Below are 23,337 nucleotides of genomic sequence, written 5' to 3' on the forward strand. Positions count from 1 at the left end.
GATGCCCTGCCCCCCATGGACGCTGCGCCCGTGAGCGCCGCCGCCCCCAAACGCCGCCGCCTGCTGGTCGGTGCCGCCGTGCTGCTCTGCGCGGGGGTCGCCGCCTACGCCTGGCTGGCACCCGAGCCACCCCCGGCGCTGGAGGTAGCACCCGTGGTACGCGGCGACATCGAGCAGGTGGTGGAGGCAACCGGCACGCTGAAGCCCTCGCGGCTGGTCAGCGTGGGTGCGCAGGTATCCGGCCGCATCGAAACACTGCACGTAAAACTGGGCGACAAGGTGAAAGCCGGCGACCTGATCGCCGAAATCGATTCGCGCACCCAGCGCAACACGTTGCAGAGCGCGCAGGCGGCCCAGCGCAGCGCACGTGCCAACCGCGACGCCCTGGCCGCCGACCTGCGCCAGCACGAACTGACGTTGCAGCGCCAGCAGCGCCTGGTCGCGTCGCAGCTGGTGGCCCGTGCCGACTTCGACGCCGCCAGGACCAGGGTGGACGCCACCCGCGAACAGGTCGCGGCGCTGGATGGGGAAATCGTGCAACGCCAGACCGATGTCGACGTTGCGCAGACCAACCTGGAATACACCCGCATCACCGCCCCCACCGATGGCACCGTGCTTGCGGTGGTGGCCCGCCAGGGCCAGACGGTCAATGCGGTGCAGAGCGCACCGACCATCGTCATGCTGGGCAACCAGGATGTCATGACCGTCTATGCCGAGATATCCGAAGCCGACGTGGTGCACACCACGCTGGGACAGGAGGCGTTCTTCACCATCCTGGGGGATACCGGCCGACGCTACAGCAGCACCCTGCGCGACATCGCCCCGGCGCCGGAATCGATCATCAACGAAGACACCTCCAGCTTGGCATCGCCGGCTTTGTCCGCCGGCGGCAGCCGTACCGCGATGTACTACAACGGCCAGTTCGACGTGGACAATGCAGACGGACGGCTGCGCAGCTACATGACCGCACAGGTGCGCATCGTGCTTGGCCGGGCGTCGAACGTACTCACCATTCCCTCGGCTGCACTCGGCCCGCGCGCCGGCGATGGCAGTTATACCGTGCAGGTCCGTGGCGCCGACGGCCACCCGGCTCCACGTCGCATCACCACCGGGCTGGACGACCAGATACAGGTAGAGATCAGGAGCGGCCTGGAGGAAGGCGAACAGGTCGTGCTGGCCTCGGCCGCTGATGCCGATGGCCCGCCCGCGCCCGCCGACGGCACGCAGGCGGACCGCGCGTCCGCCCCGCCGCGATGAGCACGCACATGGGCGATCCCCTGCTGCGCGTGCGTGGACTGCGCCGCGAATTTCCTGCCGGCGAACAGACGCTGGTGGTACTCGATGACGTGGACCTGGACATCCGCGCTGGCGAGCTGGTGGCGATCGTCGGCCAATCCGGTTCAGGCAAATCCACCTTGATGAACATCCTGGGCTGCCTGGACCGGCCGTCCGCCGGCTCATACCAGGTGGCGGGGCGCGAGACCGGGCAGATGTCGCCCGACGAACTGGCGGAGCTGCGCCGCGAGCATTTCGGCTTCATCTTCCAGCGCTACCACCTGTTGAACGACCTGGGGGCGATCGGCAACGTCGAGGTCCCGGCCATCTATGCCGGCATGCCCGCGTCGGCGCGGCATGATCGTGCCACCCAGCTGTTGACCCGGCTTGGCCTGGGCGGGCGCCTGGACCACCTGCCCGGCGAGCTGTCCGGCGGCCAGCAGCAACGCGTTTCGATCGCGCGTGCGCTGATGAACGGCGGCGCGGTGATCTTCGCCGATGAGCCTACCGGTGCGCTGGATACGCACTCGGGCAAGGAAGTCATGAAGATCCTCGGCGAGCTGCACGCCGAAGGCCACACCGTGGTGCTGGTCACCCATGACATGGCCGTGGCCGAACATGCGCAGCGCATCATCGAGATCCGCGACGGTCGCATCGTGGATGACCGGCCCACCCGCACGTCCACCGCCAGTGGCGGCGCCACCGCCGGGTGGCAGCAGGGCAGCGACGGCGCGGGCTGGCAGGCGCTGCGTGACCGCTTCTCCGAGGCCTTCCGGATGGCCCTGCGGGCGATGAATGCACACCGCATGCGCACCTTCCTGACCATGCTCGGCATCATCATCGGCATCGCCTCGGTGGTGTCGGTGGTCGCCCTCGGCACCGGCGCGCGCCAGGCCATCCTGTCCAACATCTCCTCGCTGGGCACCAACACCATCGAGATCTATCCGGGGTCCGGCTTTGGCGACCTGCGTTCTGCGCTGGTGGAGACCCTTACCCCCGGCGACAGCGTCGCCCTGGCGGCGCAGCCCTTCGTCGACAGTGCCACCCCGGGCGTGGCGACCACGGCCACGGCGCTGCATGGCAACCGTTCGGCCAATGCGCAGGTCCAGGGCGTGAGCGAGCAGTACTTCCGCGTCCACGGCATGAAGCTTGGCGAAGGCAGCTTCTTTGGCCACGCAGGCGTGCAGGGGTACCAGCAGGTGGTGGTGATCGATGCCAACACGCGTGCGCGGTTCTTCGCCCCGCGTGACAATCCGGTTGGGCAGACGATCCTGATCGGCAACGTACCCGTCCGGGTGGTCGGCGTGGTCAAGAAGGACACTGCGGCCGCGGGCGATGCCTCGGTGCTTCGTGTCTGGGTGCCTTACACCACGGCCATGGCACGCATGCTTGGCCAAAGCCATGTATCCAGCATCACCGTCCGCGTCTCCGATGCGATCACCATGGAAGCTGCCGAACAGGCGATCACCCGGCTGCTGACCCGGCGCCATGGCAGCAAGGATTTCTACATGAGCAACAACGCGCAGATCCGTGAATCCATCGAGCAGACCACCGGCATCCTGACGATGATGATCAGTTCGATCGCGGCCATCGCCCTGGTCGTTGGCGGTATCGGCGTAATGAACATCATGCTGGTCTCGGTAACTGAACGTACCCGCGAGATCGGCGTGCGCATGGCTGTGGGCGCGCGCCGCAGCGACATCCTGCAACAGTTCCTGATCGAATCGGTGCTGGTCTGCCTGCTGGGTGGGCTGCTGGGCATCGGCGTGGCGCTCGCGTTGGGCCTGGTGCTGGCGTTGGCCGACGTGGGCTTCAGCCTGGTGTTCTCGACGGAGTCCATTCTTGCAGCATTCGCCTGCTCCAGCCTGATCGGGATTGGATTCGGCTTCCTGCCTGCGCGGCGGGCAGCGCAGCTGGATCCGGTGGAGGCGTTGATCCGTTGAGGACGCCCCTACCCTGCCAAGGCGCGCAGCGACGCCATGAAGGATCGCCTGATCGGACGCTCCGCGGCGCGTCGTGCGCTGCAAAGTGAGAAAAGCATCCTGCTGTCGATGTGAGTAGCACCGGAATCATGGCTACGGCAGGTTCGCGCAATGTTGCCCCTGTCTACTGCACCTCGTTGGAAGATTCCATTCAAGGAGCAATAACCATGTTTCTAAAAGCTGGACGAACGGTGCTGCTGCTCGGCGCGGTAAGTCAACTGTTGATCCTGATGCCCTACGCCGGCGTCGCCCATGCACAGCAGAACCACCACCACCGTGCCGACTGGGAACGGGACCGGGATTATCGCCCGCACGAGGATCGATACCAGAGGGAGCGGGAACGGGAGCGGGAACGCAAGCGCAAGGATGAGGCAAAGGCCACGGGCATCGCGGTGGGCGTCGTCGGCACCGCCGTGCTGGCCGGCGTGATCGCTGCAGCGGCCAAACGCGAGAAGGAAAAGCGCGCACGAGCGGACTACTGCATCAACCGCTATGGAAATTACGACCGCGCGAACGACACCTATCGAGCCGCAGATGGATATACCTACCGCTGCCAGTAAGGACGTGCCCATGCCACCCGGGCGGTGCATGTCGCACGCCATCTCCGTACGCTTGAATCCAAGGAACAGACCAAACATGAAACCCATAGCACTGCTGCCCATCCTCTGCCTGCTTCCGTCGCTGGCATTCGCCGCGACGTCCGATACCAAGCAGGCCTACATCGACACGACATTCGCCGCCATGGACACCAACAAGGACGGGCGCGTGGACAAGATCGAATACACGAAGTACCAGCAGTCGCGCTTCAATGAGCAGGCCGAGTCCATCGATGCGGCGTTCAAGGAGATGGACAAGGATGGAGACGGCAAGATCAGCAAGGCCGAAGCGCAGATCGTGCCGGAAATCGCCAAGTACTTCGATGCATTGGATACCGACCACGACGGCTCGCTGTCGCTGGCGGAAATGCAGCAGGCGATGGTTGCTGCGCAGACTGCCGATGCCGTGAAGAAGTGAGCTGCGCACTGAGAACGAACGTGGCGGATAAGGGCAGCGGGTCATGGACCCGCTCTGCCGAGGGAATTCCGCAGTTTTCCTCATGGACGCAGGCGGCCCGGCCCGCCGACGATGATCGTGCTGGAGCGGACATGCGCCAGCCGGGATTGGCATCCTGATCACGAATGAACTTTTGGACTCTGTTATGCCCTCTGGGCACGGCGGAGAATGCACTACACTGCCCTCCAGTACACGGTGGGCGGTGTGTGGGGATCCCTGATCCGCCGGTTCTTCGGTTCATTCTGCCGGTATGCCAACCCGCATCGCCCGCCACCTTGCGCTTCGGCGCAGGTGGCCTCCAGCCATGCAAGGTAGGTCCACCGATGTCCCAATACCCTCTCAGCTCCGCCCGCCTGCGCGCCCTGCTCGGCGACGCCATCCACGATGTGCCACCCTGCTTCATCGAGAGGCTGGAGCGGCAGCTGGAGCAGTACGACAAGGACCACCCTGAGGCTGCGCGTCTGTCGACGTTGTCGATGGATGCTGACGGGAGCATCGCGTACGAGAGCAGCGGGGCATGGCCCCGCTCTACCGTGGGAGACATGGTTTACGTGGCCAGGTCGTCGCATGTGCGGGGCGCGCCGTGACCCGTGCACGCGACAAGGCAGGCCTCGCCGGGCAGGCAGCTGGCGATGCCGTCGAAACGGCGGTCCTGGACGGCCTGCTTCGCCAGCGCGATGTTGATGCGGCAGACGTGGCAAGGGCGCTGTTGCGTGTTGCCGAGATGCGGGGGATAGGCGTGCCCGGGGGGAATCGCAGCCTCAGCTGCGAGACCTTGCGCCAGCAGTTGAATGGCAGGCTCACCCTCAACTTCGCCACCGTGCTGAGGGTGATGAGGGCCTTGGGGATTCGCCTGCGCGCGGATGCCGGCTGAAGGCAGGCCCCGGCAGCCTCTTTCACGCCACGGCCGGCACACATTCCCCGCCGCACGCGACAAATGGTCGCAGCCCGTGCAATCGAAGACGTTTGCGGCCCGGTGCACGGCCCGTTCGCTTTAGAATCAGGCAGTGCGTCCTCCTTTCCTCCATCGCTGGCTCCACGTCTGCGCATGCCTGGCCATGCTGCTGGTGATGGCGGCGCCGGTGGTCAGCCGGGCGCTGGCGCACCCGGCGATGCCGCCGGTGCAGGCACTGGTTGCCGGGCCCCAGGTCCCTGCGGCACACCACATGCATCACGATATGGGGCACGGCATGGGCCATGACATGGCGTCCCATGCCGATCATCCGCGCCCTGCGTCACCCCATGCCGAGCATGACATGGGCGTGGAGTGCGACTACTGCCTGATCGCCGCGCGGATGATCAGCCTGCTGGTGGCCGTGCTTCTGTTGATGACCCTCTGGCCGGCAGTGTTCCGCGCCCTGGCAGGATTCATCGATACGCGGCGTGCCCCTGCTGCGGGCACGCTGGGCGCGCGCGGACCACCCGCACTCGTCTGCTGATCCAGTCCATGTACTGACGCGCGCTTCGGCGCCTGGCTGTCATCGCCTGCGGCAACGCCATGGCCATCGCCGTGGCAAGGCGACGTGCGCCTGGATCCTGTCCCCTACCCTGCATCCGGCCACCGCGCCGGTTCTTCTGCCTGCCCCGGTCACGCTGTGATCGCGGCATCTCGATGTCGTGGACAATGAACAGACTTCTTTCGATCCGACCGCTGCCAGGCGCCGTGCTGGCTGCGCTGGCCTGCGCGGCCCTCGGCCCTTCACCGGCGGCCGCCCAGGATGGCACCGTGTTGACCCTGGGCACCGTGCAGGCGCGCCCGGCTGCCGAACGCGAACTGTCGGCACGATCGGTATTCACCTCGGTGGACATCATCGGCGGCGACCTGCTGCAGCGGCAGAAGGTGGAGCACAGCTGGGAGCTGCTGATGAACGCCCCCGGCGTGCAGGTCACCCAGTTCAAGATGGGGACCGATGCCGGGCGATTCTCTTTCCGTGGCTTCAATGGCGAAGGCCGCATCAACGCGGTCAAGCTGCTGATCGACGGCATTCCCAGCAACGACAACGCCGGCGGCATGCCCTACCTGGATGCCGTATTCCCGCTGGACATCAGCGCCATGGAGATCGTGCGCGGCACCAACGACGCCCGTTATGGCCTGCATGCCATCGCCGGCGACGTGAATGTAGTGACCCGCCAGGGCGGCAAGGACGGGCAACTGAGCATCACCGCCGGCAGCTTTGGCACGCGCGACATCCAGCTGGCGAAGGGTTGGGAGCGCGGCGCGTGGTCGCAGAACTACTTCCTCGGCTGGCGCGATGCCGATGGCGAGCGCCAGCATGCCGACGCGACACAGCGCAGCTTCGCCGGCAAGTGGTTCTACACCGATCCTGATGGCCGCTGGCGCGCCGGGCTGACCAGCCGTTACTACAGCAACAACGCGCTGGAAGCCGGCTACCTCAGCCATGCCGAAGTGAAGGCCAACCCCAGGCAGTCCCCGGACTATGCGCGCGATGACCGCAGCGAGCGCGAAGCCGTGCAGACCGCGCTGCACCTCGATGGCCACCTGGGCACCGACTGGCGCTGGAATGCCAAGGCCTACCAGAACGACTACCGGAACCAGCGCTGGGTGACCTTCACGGAAGGCGGCGCGCAGCAGGAGCGCTACAACGATGAAACCCATCGCGGCCTGCTGTTGAACGCCACCTGGCGTCCCGACACGCGGCTTGCCGAGTTCGTGCTGGACGCCGGCGTTGACGCGCAGTGGCAGGACAACATCGCGCGCCGCTATCGCACCGTGGCCCGCGAACGCCAGGCCACGCTGCGCGATTGGGATTTCGATCTCGACACGCGCGGTGCCTACGTCCAGGCAGTGATCCGCCCCCTTGCAGCGCTGAAGATCGTACCGGCCTACCGGGTGGATCGCATCCATGGCAGCTTGCTGGACGCGGCCACCGGCACGCGCGCACCAGCCAACGACTACGGCCTCATCAGGCAGCCGAAGCTGAGCGCTTCCTATGACCTCAACGCGACGACGGTGGCCTACGCCAACTGGGGCCGCACCTTCCAGATCGGCAGCGGCGATGGCGCCTACCGCAGGCAGGCACGCGATCTTGCGCCGTCCCTCAACGAGGGCTGGGAGACGGGAATCAAGTGGACACCCCTCCACGGCCTGCAGACCCGGCTGGCCTATTGGGAGCAACGGGCGTCGGACGAGGTGGCGACCATCCTGGGCGTCAATGGTGAGATCGGCGCCAACGAAGTCGGCAACGTGGGCGAAACCCTGCGCCGCGGCTGGGACGCGCAGCTGGCCTGGCAAGCCAGCGCGCAATGGCGGGCATGGGCCTCCTATTCGCGCCAGAAAGCCATCATTGAAGTGCCCGACCCCGGCGCGCCACGGACCCGTGGCCGGCAGATCGAGAACGTACCGAACTGGCTGGCCAGTGCCGGCGTGGAATACACACCGAATGCCGATTGGACCTTCAGTGCCTGGGGCAACGGCCAGGGCGACTACTTCGTGGAGCGCACCAACACGCTCGGCCGCTACGGTGGCCATGCACTGTTGAACCTGGGCGCCAGCTATCGCGTGGATGCGCTCAACAGCGTTGCGCTGCAGCTGAAGAACGCCACCGACCGCTTCTACGTGTATGCCTGGTATGACAGTGGATCGTCCGGCTATTCGCCGGGTGACGGGCGTGCGCTTTACCTCAGCTGGACCCGGGAGCTCTGACATGCACGCCATCGCCTCCTCGCCGCAGCCAGATCACTGGCGGTTCTACCGCGCCGTGTGGCGCTGGCACTTCTATGCAGGATTGTTCGTGCTGCCGTTCATTGCCTGGCTGGCACTGACCGGCGCGGTCTACCTCTATCAGAAGCCCATTGACCGCTGGGTCCACCATGACCTGAAGGTGGTGGCGGCATCGCAGGCCGCCCCTTCGCTGGCCAGCGCGCAGGTGGCTGCGGTGCAGGCGACCAGCGGCGGCGAGGCCTTCCGTTACACCACGCCCGAACGCGCCGATGGCAGCGTGGAAATCGCGGTACTGGGAAAACAGGGACAACGCGAGGTCTACTACGTCGATCCCGCCTCGGCGCGGGTGCTGGGGCACCTGCCGGAGAAAGGCACGTTCTCCGGCGTCGTCCGCCAGTTGCACAGCCTGGACCTGCTCGGCGGCTGGGCCAGTGCGCTGATCGAAATAGCGGCTGGCTGGGCCATCCTGCTGGTGCTCACCGGGGTCTACCTGTGGTGGCCGCGTGGCCGGAACGGCGGGGTCACCTCGGTGCGGGGAAGCCCGGGGCAGCGGCTGTTCTGGCGCGACCTGCATGCGGTGACCGGGGTGTGGGTGGGCGTGGTGCTGCTGTTCCTCGCCCTGACCGGCATGCCCTGGTCGGTGGTATGGGGCACGCAGGTCAATGCCTGGGCCAATGGGCATGACTATGGCTATCCCGCCGGCGTGCGGGTGGCGGTGCCGATGTCCGATCAACGGCTGGCCGATACCACCACGCCCGGTTGGACGATGGAACACGCGCAGCTGCCGGCCTCGTCGGTACCGCCCGGCCAGCCGCCTTCCGCTGACAGCCACGCGGGACACGAGGGGCACGGCGGTGCGCTGGGCGACCTGTCGCCACGAACCGGTGCGATCGGTATCGACGCCGCGCTGCAGCGGTTCAACGCGCTGGGCATGGCCGCCGGTTACGCGGTGGCGCTGCCGCGCGGGCCGATGGGCGTGTACACCGCGTCGGTGTATCCGGAGAGGCTGGCGCGCCAGCGGGTGGTCCATCTGGACCAGTACAGCGGCCGCGTCCTGCTGGACATGGGCTACGCCGACTACGGCGTGCTGGGGCGTGGCCTGGAATGGGGCATCAACGTGCACCTGGGCCAGCAGTACGGCACCTTCAATCGCGTATTCCTGCTCATCGCCTGCGTGGCGATTCTGCTGCTGTGTGCCAGCGGTGCGGTGATGTGGTGGAAACGCCGGCCGGTCGCTGGCCTGGGCGTGCCGCCGCTGCCGCGGCAGCGCCGGACCGTGGCCATCGTCTTTGCGTTGCTGTGCGTGGGCGGCGTGCTGTTCCCGCTGGTCGGGCTGTCACTGCTGGCCGTCGGCATCGTCGACTTCGCCCTCAGCGGAGGCTGGCGCCGGTACTGATGTCATCACCAACCGTCATGTCGATGGCGTGATGTGACGCCTGCGTGGCGTGATCGCTGATGGCGGCCAGGTGGCCATGGCCCGTGCAATGGACCCATCCACCACGAGGCCTGCAATGCGCGCTCAAGCTGACTCCTCCTCCCTGCCCAACACGGCATCCGCCCGCCCCCGGCTGGCCATGCTGACCGCTGCGATCCTGTGCAGCGGCCCCCTTCCCTTGCAGGCGCAGGAGGTACTGGAGGAGTCACCCCAGCGCCACGCCGCACAACACCGCGTGGCCACGGCGACCACGCTGGATTCGGTATCGGTTACCGGCAAGCGCCTGTCCGAAGCGGTGGAAGCCATCGGCACCGACCACGTCACCGCCACCGTGGCCATCACCCGCCAGGCCTTGTTGTCCGCGCCGGCCGGCATCACCGGCCTGAAGATGCTGGAGTCGCTGCCGGGCTTCAACGTGCAGGCCAACGACGCGTTGGGGATGTACGAGTTCGGCAACTCGGTGTCGGTACGTGCATTCAACTTCCAGCAGATCGGTTTCCTGCTGGATGGCATTCCCATGGGGCGCAGCGACCAGTTCGGTGGCAGCCCCATCTACCGCTACGTGGAAAATGAAAACCTGCAGTCGGTCACCGCCTCCAGCGGCGCCGGCGATGTATCCCTGCCCAGCTATGCCTCGCTGGGCCCGATCGTCAGCTACGACACCGTGCTGCCGGCAAAGGAATTCGGCGGCTCGCTCAGCCAGACCTTTGGCAGCGACAACCTCAAGCGCAGTTTCGCGCGGGTGGATTTCGGCGAACATGCCGGCCTGTCCGGTTACGCCAGCGGCTCACGTACCGAGAGCGATCTGTGGCGCGGCCCCGGCTACATCAAGCGCGACCACCTGGAGGGCAAGCTGCGCTATGCCTTCGCCAACGGTGGCGCGCTGACCTTCCTCACCGTCCACAACGACTATTACGACTACGACTCGCCATCGATCACCAAGGCGCAGTACCAAGGTGCCGCGGGCGATGCATTCGGCCGCTCGGGACGCGATTTCGCCTACCTCGGCTACGTGCCGGAGCTGGCCGAGTCCACCGCCGGGGTGCCCTGGTCCAATGCGCTGTACAACCAGTACTACAAGTTCGCGGTGAACTCGCGTTCGGATCACCTGTATGGCCTGACGCTGGATCTGCCGGTGGGCGACAACATCGATGTCCGCAGTACCGCCTACTACGAGCGCAAGGGAGGCTATGGGGTCTCGCCGGAAGCGTACGCGACCTCGCTCGCTTCCCATGCCGCCGAGGCCGCGACCTATCCGGAACTGGTCGCGCCACGCGGCATCCAGTACGGGCTGTCCGGCATCGATGGCATCCGCAAGGGAATCACCAGCAAGGTCGACTGGCACTTCGGCGACGTCCATACGCTGAGCGCGGGCTTCTGGTACGAGGATGACGATTACCGCCGCAGCCAGCGCCGCTACAACGTCCAGGACGGCCATCCCGATGGTGCCGTGCTGTATGGCGAGGTCGTGCACCACCAGCGCGACTATGCGTCCGCCCGACGGACACGCCAGTTCTTCCTGCGCGACACGCTGGGCCTGCTGGATGACCGCCTGCGCCTGGACATAGGCTTCAAGGCGACCTCGATCGACTATGCCATCGAAGGCCATCGCAATCCGGCCGACTACATCGCCCAGCGCACGCCGCGCCTGACCGATGGCTGGCGCGACAGTTTCCTGCCGCAGGTGGGCGCGGTGTTCAACCTCAACGCCACCGACCAGCTGTTTGCTTCCTACTCGGAAAACCTGGCGCTGCCACGCGGCGCCGACGATATCTTCTCCGCTGCCAGCCCGGCCGTACGCGGGCCAGCGGCAGAGACATCCAGCAACTGGGAACTGGGCTACCGCACCAACCGCAGCACCCTCAATGCCTCGGCCGCGCTGTACTACACGCGCTTCGACAACCGCCTGCAGTCCTATGCGGCACCGGTGCCGGGCAGCACCACCACCGAGACGTTCTTCCAGAACGTCGGCGCGGTGGATGCCTACGGCGTGGAGCTGAGCAGCCAGTGGAAGCCCGAAGCGCTGGGCGGCCGGATCTACTTCAACGGCAACCTGTCCTGGAACGTGTCCACCTTCCAGGACGACTTCTCCACCTTTGCCATCAAGGACAACGACGTGCCCGACGCACCGCGCTGGGTGTTCCAGGGCGGGGTCACCTGGGAAGCCGCCAGCTGGGCGCTGTTCCATCTGCAGGCACGCACTATCTCCGAGCGCTATTCCAACCTGACCAATACCGAATCGGTCGGCGGCTACACCGTGTACAGCGCATACGCCGATTTTGGCGAGGCGTGGGACTGGGGCCTGTTGAAGGACATCAAGCTGCGCTTGAACGTGGACAACCTGTTCGACCGTGACTACCTGGGCACCATCAGCAGCACCACCAATACCGCCGCTACATTCCGGCCGGGCCCGGCGCGGACGCTGCAGGTGACCCTGTCCACGCGCTTCTGATGGCCAGCGCCAGCCGTGCCGGCGGGCAGATGTGAGGGGAGTGTGAATGATGCTATGTTATAGCATTACACGTACGCGGAATCGCGCCACATGCCACTCCCCTCTTTCGCCCCATCCCGTCGGCACGCGCTGGCCGTTGCGGTTTCCCTGGCCTGCAGCGGCACCGTGCAGGCAGCGGCCGATGCCCGCCAGTTGGACCCCGTGGTGGTCACCGCCACCGCGACCGACCGCCTGGCCAGCGACGCGCCGGCCTCGATCAACGTCGTCACCCGCGAACAGATCCAGATGCGGCCGGTGCTTGACCTGGCCGATGCCCTGCGCGGCACGCCCGGCGTCACCGTCGCCGGCGTAGGCTTCGGCCGCCGGGGCATCCGCATCCGTGGCATGGATCCGGAATACACCCTGGTGCTGCTCGATGGGCAGCGCGTCAATGCCGCCAGCGATGCCATCGCGCATGCCGACTTCGACCTGGGCTGGATGCCGGCTTCGGCCATCGAGCGCATTGAAGTGGTCCGTGGCCCGATGTCGTCGCTGTACGGTTCCGAGGCGCTCGGTGGCGTGGTCAACGTCATCAGCCGGCGTGCCACCGATGACTGGCAGGGCAACCTGGTCTACAACGGCGGGGTTGTCGGCGGCGGCCGCGGCGGCAACACCACGCAGGCCGGACTGTACGCTGGCGGCGCGCTGGTGCCGGGCATGCTGGGCCTGAGCGTGTTTGCCGAGCACCGCCAGAAGGAGGCAACCGAGGACCCGACCGACGCGCGGCTGGATGAGCAGGAGGCGCGCCGCGTCAACACCGGGCGCGCGGTGCTGACCTGGACGCCTGACGAGCGCCAGCGCATCGACCTGTCACACCTGGAAGGAAGCGAATACCGCCGCCGCAACGCACTGCAGGCCGGTGCGGCGCCCTATGTCTACGAAACGATCGACGACATCCAGCGCCGGCAGACCACGCTGGCCCATCAGGGCGACTGGAACTGGGGACAGACGCGGATCAGCGCGTACCGCAGCGAACTGGACCGCGAGAACCGTCGCGACCGCGGCGATGCCACCCGCCCGCAGCATCTGCGCGATGACATGGTCGATGGCCGGGCAACCGTGGACGTCGGCCGCGCGCACCGGGTAAGCGTGGGCGGTGAGTGGCGCCGCGAGCGCCTGGATGATGCGTCGGCTTCCGAATCCGGCCAGGTGCAGGCCATCCAGGCTGCCTTCTTCGTGCAGGACGAAATCCAGCTCACCCCGGCTCTGTCGCTGGTGATCGGCGACCGCGCCGACCATCACCCGGAGTTCGGCTGGCACCACAGCCCGCGCGGATACGCGGTCTGGCATGCCAGCGAGGCGTTCACCCTCAAGGGCGGCATCGGCACCGGCTTCAAGGCGCCCAGCCTGAAGCAGCTTTCGCCCGGATACTCGGCGGTGGGCGGCGGCGGCCGCTTCACCATTGTCGGCAATCCATCGCTGAAGCCGGAGAAGAACACCAGCTATGAGCTGTCCGCTGGCTGGCAGCGCGAAGGCTGGTCGGCCCAGGCCACCGCCTTCCAGAACGAGCTGAAGGATCTCATCCAGACCCTCTGCGTGCGCGCATGCGGCGTGCGTGGCGGCGAGCTGCGCCACTACACCAATGTCGCCGAGGCAAGGATCCGTGGCCTGGAGCTGGCTGGCACCGTGCCGCTGGCCGATGGCCTGCGGCTGGAAGCCAACTACAGCTGGCTCGATCCGCAGGACCGTGAAACCGGCCAGCAGCTGCTGGAACGTCCACGCCGCAGCGGCTCTGCCAGCCTGGTCTGGGAACAGGGAGCGCTGCAGGCCTCGCTGCGTGGCGAATACATCGGCACGCAGAAGCAGGCGTCGGACACCTCGCAGGTGACCCTGCCCGACTACACGCTGGTTTCCCTCGATACCCGCTGGGCCATCACTCCCAGGTTGAGCATGGTGGTCGGCATCGACAATATCGCCGACAAACGGCTGGATGAAACCGGTGCGCTGTACGCCTACCCGGAAACGGGACGTTACGTGCACGCCGGCTTCGACCTGGCGTTCTGACCATGCCTGTCCGTGCCTGGATACTCGTGCTTGCCTCGTGGCTTGCCCTGCCCGCCCAGGCGGCAGGGCTTCGCGTGGAGGTGGTGACCACCGACTTCATCATGCCTGCCCGCATCGCCGCGCTGGATGCGATCACCGCACCGGAGGGGGTCCGCTTCGTGCATCGCGTGGTGGGCAGCGCCACGACATTGCCTGATCACTGGCCGCAAGGCGTGGACCTGGTGCTGATCGACACGCCGCGTCCTGCCGACGCCGAACAGGTCATGGCATCGGTCGGGCCGGCACTGGCAGCGGGCCAGGTGCCCTGGCTGCGCATCGGCGGCGGTGCACCGGCTTCGGGCGCGCTGTCCGCGGCGCAGGCAGGCCGCATCGCCGGCTACTACAGCAACGGCGGCGGCGCCAATGTCCGCACGCTGGGCCGCTGGCTATCGGCATGGCGCGATGCTGATCCGGGCATCGAGTCGCTGCCCGAACCGCAACGGCTGGGTACCACCGGCTACTACGCCGATACCGGCGTGCCGGCCACGTCGCCGTTGCAGCTGCAGGAGTACTGGAAGCGGAACGGCCAGGCGGCGTGGCCGAAGGTGGGCGTGGTGGTCGCGGCCAACACCGTCGGTTCGATGCAGACCCAGGTGCTTGACGCGTTGATCGAGGCCGGGCGCCGCCACCAGGTATCCGTGTTCGGCTTCTGGTTCGACCAGCAGGATGACGATGGGCTGCACGATGCGGCGGCACCACTGGACGTGACGGCGCTGGTCAACCTGACCCACCTGCAGAATGGCGGCGCACGCGCGGCGGAATTCGCGCGGCTGGACGTGCCGGTCATCCAGGCCTTGAACCATCGCCAGGGTGATGCCGCGCAATGGCGCGCTGCCAGCAGTGGCGTGCCGATGCCTTTGCTGGCCACCTTCGTCGCGCTTCCCGAAAGCTGGGGCGTGTCCGATCCCATCGTGCTCTCGGCCAGCGAGCACGGCGCCATGCTGCCCATTCCCGAACAGGTGGAGGCGCTGGCTGCCCGGCTGGCGCGCATGGCGGCACTGCGCGCTCGTCCTGCCGCCGACAGACGCCTGGCGCTGCTGTTCTGGAACGCACCGGATGGCGAGAAGAACCTTTCGGCTTCCCATCTGAACGTGCCACGCAGCGTGGCGGCATTGTCGCAGCGCCTGCAGGCGGCGGGTTACCGGGTGACGCCGGCCGACGAGAAGGCGCTGATCGACGATGCGCAGGCGCTGCTGGGCGGGTACTACCGGCCGCAATCGCTGGACGACCTGCTGGCCCGTGACCTGGCCGTCGCCTTCCCCGTGGCGCGATACACCGACTGGCTGCAGACGCTCCCCGCTCAGCGGCGCAACGAACTGCTGCAGCGCTGGGGCGACCCGGCCACGCACCCCTCGGTCCGCCGCATCGACGGCAGGCCCAGTTTCATCCTGCCGCGCTTGGAGCTGGGCCACCTGCTGCTGATGCCGCAACCGCCACGCGCCGGCCGGGTTGGGCAGGCCACGCACGACCTGGAATCGGTACCCAGCCACTACTACCTGGCTGCCTATCTCTACCTGCGCTCATCGTGGCAGGCCGATGCGCTGATCCATTTCGGCACCCACGGCACGCAGGAATGGACACCGGGCAAGGATCGCGGGCTGTGGGCAGGCGACTATCCGTGGCTGGCCGTCGGCGACCTGCCTGTGTTCTACCCCTACATCCAGGACAATGTCGGCGAAGCCGTGCAGGCCAAGCGGCGCGGACGCGCGGTGGTGGTCAGCCACCAGACGCCCGCGTTTGCGCCATCCGGCCTGTATGACGAGCTGCGCGACCTGCACCAGCTGGTCCATGAGTTCCAGCAACTGGACCAGGGCCAGGTGCGCGATGCAACGGCGGCCCGCCTGCGCGAACTGGCATCGAACAGCGGCATCGCCGGTGACATGGGCTGGACTGCCATCGACATGGAAGTACGCTTTCCGGCTTTCCTGCAGGCGCTGCATGACCACCTGCACGAGCTCGCCCGCCGCCAGCTTCCGCTCGGCCTGCATACCTTCGGCGAAGCAGCGAAGCCGGAGCATCGGCTGCTCACGGTGATGCAGCAGTTGGGGCCTTCGTACCTGCGCGGCCTCGGGCTGGATCCGCAGGAGGCGCATACCGGCGATGCCGAGGCGATTCGCCAGGGCCTGCCGTACCGGACGCTGTCACGCTACCTGCGCGAAGGCCAGGACATCGCCGGCGTTGCCGATGAGGCCCTGCGCGCACAGCTGCTGCGCGGCCGCCAGCTCGACGCCGCGCTTGCCGATACCCAGGAGACCGAGTCGCTGCTGCACGGCCTGGAAGGCGGGTTCGTGCTGCCGGGCACCGGCGGCGATCCGATCCGCTCACCGGAGGTGCGCAGTGGACGCAACCTGTATGCCTTCGCGCCGGACCGCATCCCCACGCGGGCGGCCTTCGACAGCGGCAGGCAGGCGCTGGACCAGTTGCTGGAGGCCTATCGCCAGGAACATGGAGCAACCGTTCCGGACAAGCTGGCCATCAGCCTGTGGTCCAGCGAGGCGATCCGCCACCTGGGTGTGCTGGAAGCCCAGGTACTGCACGCGATGGGCCTTGCGCCGCGCTGGGACGCCGCCGGGAAGGTGGTCGCACTGGATATCGTGCCGGACACGGAAATGCAGCACCCGCGCATCGACGTGGTGGTGCAGGCGACCAGCGTGTATCGCGACCAGTTCGATCCATTCCTGCGCCTGCTGGCCGATGCGGTGGCACGGTTGGCCGCGATGCCCGCCACGCCGCGCAATCCGATCGCCCGCCATGCCCAGGCACTGGGCGCGAAACTGCGGGACCAGGGCATGCCGGCCGAACAGGCAACCGCGCTGGCAGCGCTGCGCATTTTCAGCAACGCGCCCGGCACCTACGGAAGCGGGCTGAGCAAGGCCGTGCTTGACCGCGAAGCTGCGGCGGGCAAGGACGATGCAACGCTTGCAGGCGGCTTCCTCGAGCGCCTGCAACATGGCTACGACGGCCAGGGCCGTGCGATGACGCTGCCCGATGGCAACCTCTTCGCCGAACAGTTGCGCGGCGTGCAGGCCGCGGTGCTGTCGCGCTCCTCCAACCTGCATGGGCTGCTCAGCACGGACCATCCTTTCGAGTACCTGGGTGGGCTCGCGCTGGCGGTCCGGCACCTGGACGGCAGCAGTCCTTCCCTCTATGTCTCCGACCTCCGCCAGGCCGGACCATCGACCACCAGCGCGGCGCGTTTCCTGGCCGATGAGCTGCGTACCGGCGTGCTCAATCCGCAATGGATCGGTGCGATGAAGGAAGAAGGCTACGCGGGCACCCTGGAGGTACTGAAGACCACCGACAACCTGTTCGGCTGGCAGGTCACCGCGCCCGGCACGGTCCGCGATGAACAGTGGCAGGCCCTGCACGACACCTACGTCCGCGACAGCAGGGGCGAAGGAATCGCCGAATGGTTCGAGCGCGAGAACCCGACCGCGCAGGTGCAGCTCATCCAGCGGCTGCAGGAGGCCATCTGGCGCGGCTACTGGAACGCCGATGAGGCGACCCGACAGCAACTGCAGGAGCGCCTCGATGCACTTGCGGCCATGGCCACGCCCGCCGGATCGACGCCCCGCACCGCCATTGCACCCGGCGGTTTCGGATTGCAGGCGCCCTCGCCTCCCTCCTCGCCTCCCTCGCCTGACGCCGCACCGGCCCTGCCGGCGGCAGCTGCCCCCGCGCAGGCCACCGTCCGCGGACGCGTCATGCGGGAGGTTCCCGTCCCGACCGCTGCGCCACCACCGCACACCCCCATCGCCGTGCTGGCCCTGCTGATCCTGTTTGCCCTCGGCGCGGGCCTGCAGGCCCGCAGCAATGCCCGCCGCCCCCTCCCACGAGCCTGAACCCATGAATGCACTCGAATCCACCCTGTACGATCTTTCGCACGTTTTCCTGGCACCGGTGCTGGTATTGATCCTGGCCGCGCTGGCCTATGCCTTCATCGCCTCCGGCGCCTTCGGCTGGGAGGCGTTGCAGCGCCGTCGCGGCCGTCATCGTTCGGCGCTGTTGCAATGGCAGGCCCGGCACGGCGGCAGCAGCGATGATGCCGAGCTGTGGATACTCAAACGGCTGGAGTGGCTGCGCATCGTCTCGCGCACGGCTCCGATGCTGGGCCTGGTCGCCACCATGATCCCGATGGGCCCGGCCCTGCTCGCACTGACCAGCAGCGATGCCAAGGGCGTCGGCGAAAACATGGTGGTCGCCTTCTCGTCGGTGATCCTCGCCCTTCTTGCAGCCAGCCTGACCTTCGTGATCCTGACCGTTCGGCGACGCTGGCTGCTGCAGGAACTGCGCCAGCTGGAACGTCGGCAGGAGGCAGGGTGATGCGCTTCCTCGACGACGACGACGCGGATGATCCGATCCTCTCGGTGGTGAACCTGATCGACCTGTTCCTGGTGGTCGTCGGCATCCTGATGATCGTGATCGTGCGCAATCCGCTCAACCCCTTCGCCAGCAGCGATGTCACGGTCATCGAAAACCCGGGCAAGGAGGACATGCGCATCACGGTCAGGCAAGGCGAGGAACTGACACGCTATGAGTCCACCGGGGAGATCGGCGAAGGTGGCGGGGTAAAGGCCGGCGTGACCTATCGCCTGCCGGACGGGCGGATGGTCTACGTGCCGGAGGGCTGAACGTTCCGGCACGTGGGCCGACCCGGGTGGACCGTGACATGGCGGATACTGCGCCTAGAATGCATCCACACCCTTGGGATGGAGATCTGGAGATGTTCAACCACATCATGGTCGGCACCAATGACATCGAGCGTTCGAAGGCGTTCTACAACACCGTGCTCGGAACTGTCTTCGGCGCTGCGCCGCCGCATGCCGACACCGCGGCATCCGGCCACAAGCGGCTCTTCTATCGTCATGAAGGCAGCACGTTCGCGGTGACCCAGCCCATCAACAACGAACCGGCGGCTCCCGCCAACGGCGCCACGGTCGCGTTCAAGTGTGCCTCGCCCGAGCAGGTCCAGGCCTTCCACGATATTGCCGTCATGAACGGCGCCACGTCCATCGAGGATCCGCCGGGGCTCAGGGTTGGCACCCTGGGTTCCCACCATCTCGCCTACGTGCTGGATCCGGATGGCAACAAGCTCTGCGCGATCTACCGCATGCGCTGAAACGCGGGCGGGCCATGCCCGGCGAAATTCCTGTAGCGCCGGGCCATGCCCGGCGAGCGCAGCGGCCGCCATACATTCCGCCGGGCATGGCCCGGCGCTACGGAACGTAACGATCGTCCTGGATTCCGCCGGGCATGGCCCGGCGCTACGACGCGCCGCGATGTCGCACCGCATCGTACGCACGCTCCAATGCAGCGGTGAAGCGCGCCTCCGTGGCCAGGGCACCGAACACCGTCGGCAGCGCCAGGAACGCCGGCACGTCATGCCGACCGTCGCCGGTGCTGGCAGCGCCGATGGCACGAAGCTGGCCATCCAGCGGATCCGCCAGCGCCACACCGGCCCGTGCCTGCTGACGGATGAAATGCAGCCACGCCGCCACCGGCATGCACAGCGCATCGATGCAGCGCCCCGCAGCCAGCGCATCGGCGATGGTGCCGAACAGGCGCACCGGGATCTTCTGCGATCCGTCCTGGGCGATCTGGATCAACTGGTGGCTCACCGCCGGGTTGCTGAAGCGCTGCAGGATCGCGTCGATATAGGTCTCCGGATCCAGCCCCGGTGGCAACGCCGTGCTGGCCGCGATGTCGCGCATCAACGCGGCCACGAACGGCCCCAATGCCGGGTCTGCCATGGCCTGGCCGACGGTTCGCAGGCCCTGCAGCAGCCCCAGGTAGGCCAGTGCGGAATGCGCCGCATTGAGCAGGCGCAGCTTGGCCCGGTCGTAACCGGCGATATCGTCACTCAGCGTCACCCCTGCCCGCTCCCAGTCCGGGCGCCCGTTGCAGAAACGGTCCTCCAGCACCCATTGCGTGTAGCGTTCGCGCTGTACCGGCCACGCATCATGCAGGCCCAGCACTTCATCCACGCTTTCGCGCAGGGCGTCGTCGGTGGCGGGGGTGATGCTGTCCACCATCGAACAGGGAAAGGTCACCTGGTCGGCGATCCAGCTGGCCAGCTCGGCATCCACCCGTTCGGCATACTGCAGCGTTGCCCGTCGCAGGCGATTGCCGTTGTCGGCCAGGTTGTCACAGCTGAGCACGGTATAGGGACGCTCACCGGCCGCATGACGGGCGCGCAGGCCCGCCACGATGTAACCGATCGCGCTGCGCGGCCGGTCCGGGGCAGCCAGGTCATGCGCGATGTCCGCATGTGCCATGTCCACGCCGTCGGCAGACAGGCAGTATCCCTTCTCGGTCACGGTCAGCGTGACCAGCCGTACCTGAGGGTCGGCCAGGCGCGCCAGCACCGCGTCCTGCTGTGTCCCGGCGAACAGCACTTCGCGGATCGAACCAATGACCCGCTGTTCCGGCTCCGCATCCAGCAGTGCCAGCGTATACAACCCGTCCTGCGGGGCCAGTGCGTCGGCGGTTGCCGGGCTGTGCAGCGACACCGCACAGATGGCCCAGCCGGGTTCGCCCGCCAGCAGGCCGTCCACGTACACCGCCTGGTGCGCACGATGGAAGGCACCAGCACCCAGGTGGACGATGCCGATCCGTGTCGCGTCACGCTGATAACCCGGACGGCGGACGCCGATGCGTGCGCTGTCCAGGGTGGCATCGGACAGGCGTGGCCGGTCCAGGGTGGAGGGCATGCTCATTCCGGGGTGACCTCGAACGCCGCACGCTGGCGGATATCACTGCTGGAGGCACCGACCTGCAGCTCGTAATGGCCCGGATCGACGACGTAACGTTGCCCCGCCTCGTCATAGCGGCGCAGGTCGGCCCCGGGATGCAGGGTGAACTGCAGCTCGCGTTCTTCACCGGGCCGCAGGGTGATGCGTTGCACGCCGCGCAGGTCCTTCAGTGACCGGCCCGTGCCGTCCTGCTGCCCACGGACATACAGCTGCACCACTTCGTCGCCGGCGCGTTCGCCACTGTTGCGCACCCGCACGCTGGCCTGCAGCGTACCGGCCGCGCCGACGCGGGTACGATCCAGGCGCAGCCCGTCGTACTGGAACGTGGTGTAGCTCAGCCCATGGCCGAACGGATACAGCGGCTCGCCGTCGAAGTAGCGGTAGGTCCGCCCCTGCATCGCGTAGTCCTCGAACGCCGGCATCAGCTGGTCGGCCTTGTAGAAGGTGATCGGCAGGCGACCGGCCGGATTGACGTCGCCGAACAGCACGTCGGCCACCGCATTGCCACCGCGCTGGCCGGGATACCAGGCCACCAGCAGCGCCGGCAGGTGTGCCTTGGCCCAGTCCACGCCCAGCGCCGAACCGGTGGTCAGCACCGCCACCACCGGCGTGCCGGTGGCCTGCATGGCCTCCAGCAGCTGCTGCTGCGTCGCCGGCAGCCGGATGTCGGTGCGGTCGCCACCGGCAAAGCCAGGGTAATCGACCTGCATCTCTTCGCCTTCCACGTCGCCGGTGAGGCCGCCGACGAACACCACCACGTTGGCATCGCGCGCGGCCTGCACGGCCTCTTCCAGCGGCGGCAGCGCCCCTGGCATCTCCCAGGCCAGGCGCACGCCGGCATCGCGCTCGCCTTCGAAATACTCCAGGCGCAGGTCGTACGCACGCTGGCCCTGCAACTGCAGCTCCACGCTTTCGGCCTGCAGGCGGTCGCTTTCCTTCCAGCGGTCGATCACCGGCTTGCCATCCAGGTATACGCGTACGCCGTCGTTGGCCGCTGCTTCCAGGCGGTAGGTTCCACTGCGTGGCGGAACCAGCTGGCCGCTCCAGCGGATGCTGAAGTTGTCATCCGGCAGGCTCTGCCTGGGGCCGACTTCGCCACGTGCACGCAGCGTATCGGTGGGCGACCCGCGGTCCCAGCGGAACGCGATCTGCGGATCGACGCGGACCAGCGCCGGAGTCCCGGCCAGGTCGCGGTTGGCGAAGTACTCGCCGCGCAGCCCGCGCTCGCTGCTGCCGGCCGCGGGACGCAGGTACCGTGGCTCGATCAGCGGCGTCGCTGCGGGATCGCTGCGCCCCTGCACCAGGTCGGCGCCACGCGCATGCACCACCTCGGCCTGCGGCACTGCCTCGCGGATGCCCTGCAGGATCGTCACCGGGGCGGCCGGGGTACCGTAGTAGTTGCCCAGCAGCGCCATGGTGTCATCGGCAGTGGGGCCGACCACTGCAATCCGCTTGAGCGTGCGTGGCAGCGGCAACAGCCCGTCGTTCTTCAGCAGCACGATGGATTCCTGCGCCACCTTGCGCGCCAGCGCATCGTGTCCGGGCGACTGGTTGGCCGTATACGGGATGCGCTGCCAGCGTACTTTTTCCGCTGGGTCGAACATGCCCAGGCGCATGCGCGTAGTGAACAGCTGGGTCACCGCGGCATCCACCGCCTGTTCGCTGAGCAGGCCCTTGTGCACCGCTACCGGAATCGACTGGGCATAGGTGTTGCCGCAATCCAGCTGGGTTCCGTTGCCAACCGCCAACGCGGCCGCTTCTTCGGGCGTGGCGACGATACGATGGTTCTTCCAGATATCGACCACCGCCCAGCAGTCGGACACCACGTAGCCCATGAAGCCCCACTGCGTGCGCAGCGTGTCCTGCAGCAGGAAGCGGCTGGCGCTGGCGGACTCGCCGTAGACACGGTTGTAGGCGCCCATCACCGAGGCGACATGGGCCTCCTTCACCAGTGTCTCGAAGGCCGGCAGGTAGGTGTCATACAGGTCGCGACGACTGGGTGCGACGTCGAAATGGTGGCGGTCCGCCTCCGGACCGCTGTGCACCGCGAAGTGCTTGGCGGTGGCGTCCAGCTTGCGGTACACCGGATCGTCGCCCTGCAGGCCCTGCACGAAGGCAACGCCCAGCCGCGCGGTCAGCCACGGATCCTCGCCATAGGTTTCCTGGCCACGGCCCCAGCGGGGATCACGGAAGATGTTGATGTTCGGTGACCAGTACGTCAGGCCCTGGTAGCGGCCGTGTTTGCCTTCGGCAACGAAGCGATGGTGCTTGGCCCGCGCTTCGTCGCTGATGGCGGTGGCGACCTGGCCCAGCAGCGGTACGTCGAAGGTCGCGGCCATGCCGATCGCCTGCGGGAATACCGTGGCACCGCCGGCGCGGGCCACCCCATGCAGGCCTTCATTCCACCAGTCATAGGCCGGCACGCCGAGGCGCTCGATCGCCGGTGCGTCGTTCTGCATCTGCGCTGCTTTCTCTTCCAGCGTCATGCGTGCAACCAGCGCGCTGGCACGTTGCTCGAACGATGCGTCGCCATCCAGCCATGGGCGATCGTCGGCGGACACCGGCATGCAGGCCAGTACCAGCGCCATCGTCAACGGGGTCCGGTGGCGCAGCAGGTAACTGAA

The 23,337-nt window shown here is 67.3% G+C and carries 17 protein-coding genes; 15 read left to right on the forward strand and 2 right to left on the reverse strand.

What is annotated here, in order from left to right; translation table 11 throughout:
* The first annotated feature begins 30 nt into the window (after window positions 1-30).
* The 15 genes from H4O11_RS04825 (at window position 31) to H4O11_RS04895 (ending at window position 19,080) form a co-directional block, all read left to right on the forward strand.
* A complete protein-coding gene (locus H4O11_RS04825) occupies window positions 31-1,257 on the forward strand; it encodes an efflux RND transporter periplasmic adaptor subunit (protein WP_343042770.1) in 1,227 nt (408 codons plus the stop codon).
* On the forward strand, window positions 1,254-3,218 hold the full coding sequence (locus tag H4O11_RS04830; RefSeq protein ID WP_182338208.1) for a MacB family efflux pump subunit: 1,965 nt from the start codon (window positions 1,254-1,256) through the stop codon (window positions 3,216-3,218). Before H4O11_RS04825 ends, H4O11_RS04830 begins: the two co-directional genes overlap by 4 nt.
* Before the next feature lie 206 nt (window positions 3,219-3,424).
* Window positions 3,425-3,817 carry a hypothetical protein gene (locus H4O11_RS04835; RefSeq protein WP_182338209.1) on the forward strand — a complete coding sequence of 131 codons (393 nt, stop codon included), beginning with the start codon at window positions 3,425-3,427 and terminating at the stop codon, window positions 3,815-3,817.
* 76 nt (window positions 3,818-3,893) lie between these two features.
* Window positions 3,894-4,271, forward strand: coding sequence for an EF-hand domain-containing protein (locus H4O11_RS04840; RefSeq protein WP_182338210.1), 378 nt, complete (start codon window positions 3,894-3,896; stop codon window positions 4,269-4,271).
* A 362-nt stretch (window positions 4,272-4,633) separates the two neighbouring features.
* On the forward strand, window positions 4,634-4,897 hold the full coding sequence (locus tag H4O11_RS04845; RefSeq protein WP_182338211.1) for a hypothetical protein: 264 nt from the start codon (window positions 4,634-4,636) through the stop codon (window positions 4,895-4,897).
* On the forward strand, window positions 4,894-5,184 hold the full coding sequence (locus H4O11_RS04850; protein ID WP_182338212.1) for a helix-turn-helix domain-containing protein: 291 nt from the start codon (window positions 4,894-4,896) through the stop codon (window positions 5,182-5,184). The genes H4O11_RS04845 and H4O11_RS04850 overlap by 4 nt, the downstream gene beginning before the upstream one ends.
* 133 nt (window positions 5,185-5,317) lie before the next feature.
* Entirely contained in the window at window positions 5,318-5,749 is a 432-nt protein-coding gene (locus H4O11_RS04855) for a DUF2946 family protein (RefSeq protein ID WP_343042772.1), read from the forward strand.
* A gap of 185 nt (window positions 5,750-5,934) precedes the next feature.
* Window positions 5,935-7,974, forward strand: a complete 2,040-nt coding sequence (locus tag H4O11_RS04860; protein ID WP_182338214.1) for a TonB-dependent receptor — start codon at window positions 5,935-5,937, stop codon at window positions 7,972-7,974.
* A gap of 1 nt (window position 7,975) precedes the next feature.
* Entirely contained in the window at window positions 7,976-9,388 is a 1,413-nt protein-coding gene (locus H4O11_RS04865; RefSeq protein WP_182338215.1) for a PepSY-associated TM helix domain-containing protein, read from the forward strand.
* A gap of 115 nt (window positions 9,389-9,503) precedes the next feature.
* On the forward strand, window positions 9,504-11,879 hold the full coding sequence (locus tag H4O11_RS04870; protein WP_246333238.1) for a TonB-dependent receptor: 2,376 nt from the start codon (window positions 9,504-9,506) through the stop codon (window positions 11,877-11,879).
* Between the two features lie 90 nt (window positions 11,880-11,969).
* On the forward strand, window positions 11,970-13,922 hold the full coding sequence (locus H4O11_RS04875) for a TonB-dependent receptor domain-containing protein (protein WP_182338216.1): 1,953 nt from the start codon (window positions 11,970-11,972) through the stop codon (window positions 13,920-13,922).
* A gap of 2 nt (window positions 13,923-13,924) precedes the next feature.
* On the forward strand, window positions 13,925-17,803 hold the full coding sequence (gene cobN / locus H4O11_RS04880) for a cobaltochelatase subunit CobN (RefSeq protein WP_182338217.1): 3,879 nt from the start codon (window positions 13,925-13,927) through the stop codon (window positions 17,801-17,803).
* Window positions 17,804-17,807: 4 nt separating this feature from the next.
* Complete coding sequence (locus H4O11_RS04885) at window positions 17,808-18,284, forward strand: MotA/TolQ/ExbB proton channel family protein (RefSeq protein WP_182338218.1); 477 nt, start codon at window positions 17,808-17,810, stop codon at window positions 18,282-18,284.
* On the forward strand, window positions 18,284-18,592 hold the full coding sequence (locus H4O11_RS04890) for a DUF2149 domain-containing protein (protein WP_182338219.1): 309 nt from the start codon (window positions 18,284-18,286) through the stop codon (window positions 18,590-18,592). The genes H4O11_RS04885 and H4O11_RS04890 overlap by 1 nt, the downstream gene beginning before the upstream one ends.
* A gap of 92 nt (window positions 18,593-18,684) precedes the next feature.
* The gene (locus tag H4O11_RS04895; protein ID WP_182338220.1) at window positions 18,685-19,080 is read left to right on the forward strand and encodes a VOC family protein; all 396 of its coding nucleotides are present in this window, start codon (window positions 18,685-18,687) and stop codon (window positions 19,078-19,080) included.
* Between the two features lie 145 nt (window positions 19,081-19,225).
* Here H4O11_RS04895 and H4O11_RS04900 read toward each other — a convergent pair whose 3' ends face one another.
* Window positions 19,226-20,671 (reverse strand): mannitol dehydrogenase family protein, encoded by a 1,446-nt coding sequence (locus tag H4O11_RS04900; RefSeq protein WP_182338221.1) that lies wholly within the window; start codon window positions 20,669-20,671, stop codon window positions 19,226-19,228.
* Window positions 20,672-20,673: 2 nt separating this feature from the next.
* A complete protein-coding gene (locus H4O11_RS04905; protein ID WP_425506002.1) occupies window positions 20,674-23,301 on the reverse strand; it encodes a glycoside hydrolase family 3 protein in 2,628 nt (875 codons plus the stop codon).
* Window positions 23,302-23,337 lie beyond the last annotated feature (36 nt).

Origin of the sequence: Stenotrophomonas tumulicola, assembly GCF_014117215.1 — a bacterium.
GTDB lineage: Bacteria > Pseudomonadota > Gammaproteobacteria > Xanthomonadales > Xanthomonadaceae > Stenotrophomonas > Stenotrophomonas tumulicola.